This is a genomic window from Rhodococcus sp. IEGM 1305, from assembly GCF_030058635.1.
GTDB classification, from domain to species: Bacteria; Actinomycetota; Actinomycetes; order Mycobacteriales; family Mycobacteriaceae; genus Rhodococcus_F; species Rhodococcus_F opacus_D.
Genome location: NZ_JASHKX010000024.1, coordinates 93,165 through 99,304, shown reverse-complemented (window position 1 = coordinate 99,304; position 6,140 = coordinate 93,165). Strand labels below are relative to the sequence as shown.

Below are 6,140 nucleotides of genomic sequence, written 5' to 3'. Positions count from 1 at the left end.
TTTCTCACCCCCTCGAGGGGGTAAGGCCCCCGGCAGACCACCGGGTTGATAGGCCAGAACTGGAAGTCCGGTAACGGATGCAGGTGACTGGTACTAATAGGCCGAGGACTTACCACAAAGAAGCTACGCGTCCACTGTGCAGTATCTGAAACAACACACAGATACTCATTTCAACCCCACCGGTCACCCAGCAGGGTGCACCCGTTGAGGGAACAAAAGAAATTGAGTGTGTGACAGTTTCATAGAGTTACGGCGGCCATAGCGGAGGGGAAACGCCCGGTCCCATTCCGAACCCGGAAGCTAAGCCCTCCAGCGCCGATGGTACTGCACCCGACAGGGTGTGGGAGAGTAGGACACCGCCGAACATCCGTTACCGAAAGCCCCCCAACCTTGTTGGGGGGCTTTCGGCATTCCAAGGCACGAACACCGATGCCGCACATGTCTTTTCACCCCGGCGCACCGCCGGCCAGGACCTGCAGTGCGCGGGACGCCAGATGCAGATTCAGGCGGGTGTCGACGCTGCGGAGGTCACGCCCGGTCAATTCGTGAATGCGGGACATCCGGTATCGCAGGGTGCTGCGGTGGATCCTGAGTGCCTGTGCGGTTTCGTCGTACTTGCCACCGCATTCGAGGTATTGGGCCAGCGTGGCCGTCATCGTGCTGCGGTGTTCCCGGTCGTAGTCGAGCAACGGGCCGAGCCATTCCTGCACGAATGCCTCGACGTCTCCGGTGCTGCTGTGCGAGTCGAGGATGCGGTAGACGCCGAGTTCGTCGAACAGCGCGACGCCGCGGGGCGACAGCGACTGCTTTCTGATCTCGAGCGCCCGTATCGCGTGGGTGTACGAGTCGGGTAGGCCACTGGGGGACGTGCATTCGGATCCGACACCGATCACTCCGACCGCGGGCCCGAGCGACTTCTCCAACGCCGTGAAGATGAGGTTCACATCTGTTTTTGCGTCCATCACGGCGGCGAGGATCCCGGTTCGGTGTTCGTTACCGTGGACGAGGAGGGCCGACGAGTCGGAGGACGTCAGGTGGCGCCGTAAGGCTTCCGTGACGGACTCGACGGGTGTGTCCGGCCCCCAGTGCACTGCCAGGACGCGTTGCGGGGTGTGCAGGTCGTAGCCGAGTGCGTCGGCGCGCGAGTAAGCGCTGTCGTCGTCGGTGCCGCCGAGCAGGTCGGCGCCCAGGTCGCGGCTGAGCCGCGCCTCCGTCTCGGCCAGTGATCTGCGGTGCGACATGTCGACGGCGAGCATCGTCGCGGCGTGTTCGAGGGCCACCGTGTCGAGATCGGTTGCCCGATGTTCCGGGTCCGACAGGTAGAGGACGCCGAGAAGTGTCTGGCCGGGCCGGACTATCTGCACGATCCGATTGTCGTGCCGGAGCGGGTGCCCTTCCATCGCGGCACGGCGCAGGACGTCGACTCGGTTCCCGCCGCCGATCTTGCGGTACCGCGGGGCCTTGTCCGGGCCGGCCCAGACGCGGAGATTGCCGAAGGCGTCCTCGACTCCGACGGCGAGTCCGGTCATCAGGTGGAGTGTCTCGGCGATGGCGGTCTCGTCGGCGCCGGTCGCTGCGAGGCGCCCGAACGTGTCGTGGATCTTCGCTTGCTCCTCGAGCCGCAGGGCCCGCGCTCCGAGCGCGGTGATCTCGTCCGTGGCCTCACGTAATTGACGTTCGTGTGTGGCTGCCCGGGAGCGAAGCGATGCGGCGCGCAGGGCCGACCCGGTGTGCTGAATGAGCAGCTCGAGGAGGGTGGCCTGCACCGGGGTCGGCGGGTAGTCGGCCCGGAGGGTGAGCGACACCGGCCTCGACCACGAATCGTCGAGCAGCACGCGTTGACGCCAGACGTCGTCGGATTCGTCCGTCAGAACCGACTCGGATTCCACCGTGAAGGGACCGAGTTCAGGGAGAGCTTCGACCAGCAGGGCGAGAATCTCGTCGCGGTTCCCGCAGTCGTGCATGTGCGCGGTGACGGCCACGACCGCGGACAGGTTCGTCGCCCGCGGCGTGTGATCCACCCTCGGGTCTGGGGCTGCTTCCAGATCCATGGCTTGGAACTACCCCGTTTTGCGCCGTCGAAACCGGGACGCTGTCCGCTGAGGCCGGATTTCGGGGGATTCTTTCGTTCCGCGGTGACCATGTGGCGAGACGGATCAGCCGCCAATCTTGGTTACTGAGGGGTGGCACAATGACCCAATCCAATAATTGGCACGATCCCGATCTGAACATGATTCGCGATGTCGTCGCGCACACGTCGGACGGGTGCGAGGGCTGTCTCGCACTCGGTACCCGCTGGGAGCACCTGATGTTGTGCCTGACGTGCGGCTATGTCGGATGCAGTGACGGATCACCGATGCGGCACGCGCGACACCACGCCGAACGCAGCGGTCATCCGATCGTCCAATCGCTTCACGCGGGGGACAACTGGCGCTGGTGCTTCGTGCACGACGCCCAGATCTGCACGCCGTATCCGGCGACCGGGGCCCGGGTGGTCGCACCGAGCCTGGTGCCCGGACCGTCGGAGGACCTCAGACACGGTCTCCGTATCGCGAAATCGCAGTGACGATCGCCGACCAGACGGCGTCCGCCTGAATCTCCGGGGGAGCGTCGTCGAGCCAGCGTGGGCGCACCGGGGTTCCGCCGGAGCACGGCGGCACCGGAAGCGGTCCGGGAACTGCGGAGTAGGCGTCCGACGCCGACACCGGGGAGTGCGAAGCGTCGAACGAGGAACGGGTCGTCTCCTCGTGTGCGCCGTGCCTGAGTTGGAGAACCTCCTGTCCCTCCCGTCCGCGCAAGAGGAAGAAGAGCAGCGGGTCCTCGTCGAGCACCCACGCTGCCTGATACAGCACCGCGGCAGCGTGACGGCACGGCACGTCCCACTCCTCGCAGGTGCACGTCGCGTCGGCATCGAACATCGACGGTACGAGTGACACGTCGACGGCAGCGAGGTCGTCGTCGAGTTCCCGAGGGAGCGTCCCACTCGACAACTGGGCGACGTGACCGCTCCGCGACGCGAGGGTGGCGAGCACCTCGCCCCACTGGCGCTCGTCCAGCTGGTCCACCCGGATCCGCACGTGCAGGCTTTCCTCGTCCGTGTGCACGTCCGCGGAGACGAGCCCGGCCGCGAACGTGAGCGGACCGACCACTCCGCCACGGGCGTAGGCGCGTCCGCGTTTCAGCGTGTCCGAGTCGAGCGCGGCGTGCTCGACGTCGTCGACCCACCGCTGCGCCCACCAGGTCTTGCCGCGGGTGCGTCGGCCCTTCTGCGCCGGGAATCGGGGAAGCGTGACGGCGTCGGTCACAGGTCACCTCCGAAGTCGTAGTCGGGGCTCAGAGCCACCAGCCGGGTGAGTTCGCGGTCGGTCAGTTCGGTGAAGGCGTCGGCGCCGTGTGACAGGACAGAGTTGGCGAGCTGCCGCTTGGAGGCGAGCATGCCGGCGATGCGTTCCTCGATGGTTCCCGCGGTGACGAGCCGGTGGACGACGACCGGGTGGGTCTGCCCGATGCGGTAGGCGCGGTCAGTGGCCTGGTCCTCGACCGCCGGGTTCCACCAGCGATCGAAGTGGACGACGTGATCGGCCCGGGTGAGGTTCAACCCGGTACCGGCGGCCTTGAGGGACAGGATCAGGACGGGGATGTCGCCGTTCTGGAAGCGTTGGACCAGCTCCTCCCGGGCGGCGACGGAAGTGCCACCGTGCAGGAATTCGCAGCCCACCCCGCGCGTCGTCAGGTGCCGCCGCAGCAGCCGCCCCATCGCGGTGAAGTGGGTGAACACCAGCGAACGCCCGCCCTCCGACAGGTTGGTGTCCACCAGTTCGTCGAGCAGACCGATCTTGTGGGAGCGGCCGGTGAGCGCGGCGTGCTCCTCGCCAAGGTACTGGGCGGGGTGATTGCAGATCTGCTTGAGGCCGGTCAGCAGCGACACGATGCTGCCGCGCCGCCCGATGCCGTCGCTCGTCTCGATCTGCTCCATCGCCTCGCGGACGAGGGCCTCGTACATTCCGGCCTGTTCCGGGGTGAGCGTGACATCCAGATCGATCTCCGTCTTCGGCGGAAGCTCGGGGGCGATCCCCGGATCGGACTTCGTGCGCCGGAGGACGAACGGCGAGATCAACGCCGCCAACTCCGCCGCGCGGTCGATTCCGTCCTCAGCGGCCGAGCCGTCGTAGCGGCGGCGGAACTGCGCGTACGGACCGAGGAGGCCCGGTGTGACGCCGTCGAGGATCGACCAGAGGTCGCTGAGTCTGTTCTCCACCGGTGTCCCGGTGAGGGCGACGCGGGCCAGGCCCGGAATCGTCCGCAGGGCCCGGGTGACGGATGCCGCGCGGTTCTTCAGGTGCTGCGCCTCGTCCGCGACGACCAGACCCCACACAGTCCGGGCGAGTACGTCGCCATCGAGCCGCATCGTCGCGTACGTGGTGAGGACGACGATGTCGCCGCCGGGTGTGACCGTCTCACCGGGCGGACGCCGCTTCGGACCGTGGTGGACGAGGACACCGGTGCCCGGTGCGAAGCGTTCGATCTCCCGTCGCCAGTTCCCCAGCAGTGACGCGGGACAGACCACCAAGGTGGGTCCAGCCGTTTCCGGCGTCTGCTGACGGTGCAGGTGAAGTGCGATGAGAGTCAACGTCTTTCCCAGGCCCATGTCGTCGGCGAGACAGGCGCCCAGGCCTCGTGACGTGAGCCCGGCCAGCCAGCGGAACCCGGTCAGCTGGTAGTCCCGCAACTGCGCGCGCAGGGCTGCCGGGGCCGGCACGGCCTCCGGATCCTGGTCGGACAGCTCACGCGCCACCGCCGCGGCCGCGCCGTAGGAGTCGACGCGGACGTCCTCCTCTCCGCGCCGGGCCCGGCCGGTCAGCGACGCCCGCAGGGCCTCGATCGACGTCATCGTTCCGGTCCGCCGCTGGAGGGTCTTTCGTATCAATGCCGAGTCCGCGACGACGTATCGGTTGCGGAGTTTCACGACCGCGCGCTCCGCCGACACCAACTCTTCCATTTCTTCACGGGTCAGAACGTCGTCCCCCACCGCGATGCGCCAGTCGAAGTCGAAGGCGCGGTCGCCGCCGAAAGCGGCTGCGCCCTCGCGGGACCCGGGTTCGCCGAGGATCATGCGGGTCGAGGTGCGCGCGACCAATTCGCGCGGCCAATGGATCTCGACTCCTCGTTCGCGCAGCCGACGGCCGGCGTCCCCGGCGAGGGAGGCCAGGTCGTCGTCCTCGAGTCGGATGCGGTGCGGCGCCTCAGCTCGCAGCAGGTCTTCGAGCGGAGCCCAATCCTGGGCGGCGCGGCGGAGGGCGTCGAGGACCGCGATCCGGGGGTCGGAGGCGAACGCGGACTCGGCGAGCGTCGGATGCCGCCACAGGTCGACGGCGTCGCACACCACCCCGGGGCGCGCGAGACCGTGCACCTGGACCGTGGCGTCGAACTCGCTGTCCGAGAGGTCGCCCTTGCCGGGATCGACGGGGTCGATCCGCAACGACAACGCGATCGCATCGGGTGCCAGGGCGTCCGCCCAGGCCCGGAGTTCGGGCGAGGTCTCGGCGTTCCACCCCAGGTAGGGCCCGTCGTCGGCCGGCGACACGAGTCGCGGGATCGTATCGACGGCAGCGGTGAGGAAGTCGCGCAGCACGTCCACCGCGGCGGGGAGGCGAACTCCGGCGGCGGACGGATCCCCGAGCGGAATGGCGCGCGCTTCCGGCGGGAGCGCGGCGGCCAGCAGCCGCAGATGCGACTCGTCCTCGTCGTCGAGAACGCCCAGCCGCCAGCTGTCGCGGCCACCCGGCGTGACCGCGGGAAGGACCTTGCCCGCCCCGACGTATCCGAGAGCGGTCCGGGTGCAGGCGGCCCAGAACGCGACCGATCGATGGGTTGTCTCGCCGGGTCGCAGTGCCAGGAGCATCGGCAGCGCGTCGGCGAGCGAGACGCTCTGCGTCGGAACGCGTTCCACGGTGCTTCCGATTGCCATCCGGGTGTGGGAATCGATACTCGGTGGCAGCGGCCCGTCCGGGGAATCACGCCAGAACGCCAGGCGGGAGTCGCGCGGAGGATCGGACGGCACGAAGGTGGCCGCACAGGCGGCGAGGATGGGCCCTGCTGTCACTACTGCGCCTTTCGCCTGGTTTACAGTACGCCGTACG

Annotated in this window: 4 protein-coding genes and 2 rRNA genes; 3 read left to right on the top strand and 3 right to left on the bottom strand. The window is 68.1% G+C overall.

All coding sequences use genetic code 11. The features are described from left to right. Both QM693_RS26515 and rrf read left to right on the top strand, forming a co-directional pair. Positions 1-117 (top strand): 23S ribosomal RNA (locus tag QM693_RS26515); the annotation flags it as partial. A 131-nt stretch (positions 118-248) separates the two neighbouring features. Then, positions 249-365 (top strand): 5S ribosomal RNA (gene rrf / locus QM693_RS26510). Positions 366-446: 81 nt separating this feature from the next. Here the strand turns inward: rrf and QM693_RS26505 are convergent. Continuing rightward, on the bottom strand, positions 447-2,051 hold the full coding sequence (locus QM693_RS26505) for a PucR family transcriptional regulator (protein ID WP_283353814.1): 1,605 nt from the start codon (positions 2,049-2,051) through the stop codon (positions 447-449). A gap of 140 nt (positions 2,052-2,191) precedes the next feature. On the opposite strand from QM693_RS26505, the gene QM693_RS26500 reads away from it, so the two are divergent. Beyond that, the gene (locus QM693_RS26500; RefSeq protein ID WP_105417186.1) at positions 2,192-2,566 is read left to right on the top strand and encodes a UBP-type zinc finger domain-containing protein; all 375 of its coding nucleotides are present in this window, start codon (positions 2,192-2,194) and stop codon (positions 2,564-2,566) included. Here QM693_RS26500 and QM693_RS26495 read toward each other — a convergent pair. Both QM693_RS26495 and QM693_RS26490 read right to left on the bottom strand, forming a co-directional pair. Further along, positions 2,532-3,305: an SWIM zinc finger family protein gene (locus QM693_RS26495; protein ID WP_283353813.1), complete on the bottom strand. Its 774-nt coding sequence runs from the start codon at positions 3,303-3,305 to the stop codon at positions 2,532-2,534. The two genes, QM693_RS26500 and QM693_RS26495, sit on opposite strands and share 35 nt — an antisense overlap. Beyond that, on the bottom strand, positions 3,302-6,103 hold the full coding sequence (locus QM693_RS26490; protein ID WP_283353812.1) for a DEAD/DEAH box helicase: 2,802 nt from the start codon (positions 6,101-6,103) through the stop codon (positions 3,302-3,304). The genes QM693_RS26495 and QM693_RS26490 overlap by 4 nt, the downstream gene beginning before the upstream one ends. Positions 6,104-6,140 lie beyond the last annotated feature (37 nt).